At 60.9% G+C, this 879-nt stretch carries 2 protein-coding genes; one reads left to right on the top strand and one right to left on the bottom strand.

The annotated features are described in order from the left end of the window. Positions 1-28: 28 nt before the first annotated feature. Positions 29-427: a helix-turn-helix domain-containing protein gene (locus ENZ75_RS33080; RefSeq protein ID WP_013529906.1), complete on the bottom strand. Its 399-nt coding sequence runs from the start codon at positions 425-427 to the stop codon at positions 29-31. A 90-nt stretch (positions 428-517) separates the two neighbouring features. Here ENZ75_RS33080 and ENZ75_RS33085 point away from each other — a divergent pair. After that, positions 518-879, top strand: a 362-nt coding sequence (locus ENZ75_RS33085) for an alcohol dehydrogenase catalytic domain-containing protein (RefSeq protein ID WP_164888234.1), incomplete at its 3' end; no start/stop codon positions are given.

An 879-nucleotide genomic window follows, 5' to 3' on the forward strand; every position in this document is an offset into this window, starting at 1 on the left:
GAATACGCCCAGAAGAATGAAACCCGCCCTACGCGGCCCAATCCCCTTCATTCTCGGCAATTGCCCTTGCACGGGCATCCTTGATATCCGGCGCATGCTGCTCCGCCCATGACCTGATCTGGGTAAGCAGTCCCGCCAGGTTCTGACCGAGCTCGGTCAATTCATATTCGACGCGCGGCGGAATGACCGGAAAGATCTCGCGCCGTACCAATCCGTCGCGCTCGAGCACGCGCAGCGTCTGGGTCAGCATCTTCGGCGTGATGCCGTCAAGCTTCCGGGCAAGCTCGCCATTGCGCAGCCGGCCTTTGCGCAGCGCGCAAACCACCAGATAGACCCATTTGCTGGCCAGCATCTCCAGCACCGTGTGCGAAGGACACGTTCGCCGGAACGCGTCATAGCCGAAACCGCAATCATCTTCACTATCCATGAGGTGCGTATGTATCAGAAAGGTACATACTGGACAAGGGACTATTACTATCCAAATGATAGTGGCATCAACCGAGCAGGAGATATCTCAATGCGTGCCGCTATCCAGAATTCCGTCGGCGGACCCGACGTCCTTGTCATCGCCGATCAGCCCGATCCCACGCCAGAGGCCGGCGAAGTGCTGGTCGGTGTCAAGGCCGCGGGCATCAATCCGGTCGATGGCGCCGTCCGTGCCGGCTACTACCCCTTGCTCGGCGAGCCGCCCTTCATCCTGGGTTGGGATATCTCGGGAACTGTCGAAGCACTCGGCGCCGGCGTCACCGGCTTCAAGATCGGCGACGAGGTGTTCGGGATGCCGCGCTTTCCCAAGCAGGCCGCCGCCTATGCCGAGTTGGTTGCCGTACCTGCCGATCAAATCACACTGAAGCCGAAGGGCGCGGGCCACCTCGAGGC

The organism is Mesorhizobium sp. M7A.F.Ca.CA.002.04.1.1 (genome assembly GCF_004022805.1).
Classification (GTDB): domain Bacteria; phylum Pseudomonadota; class Alphaproteobacteria; order Rhizobiales; family Rhizobiaceae; genus Mesorhizobium; species Mesorhizobium ciceri.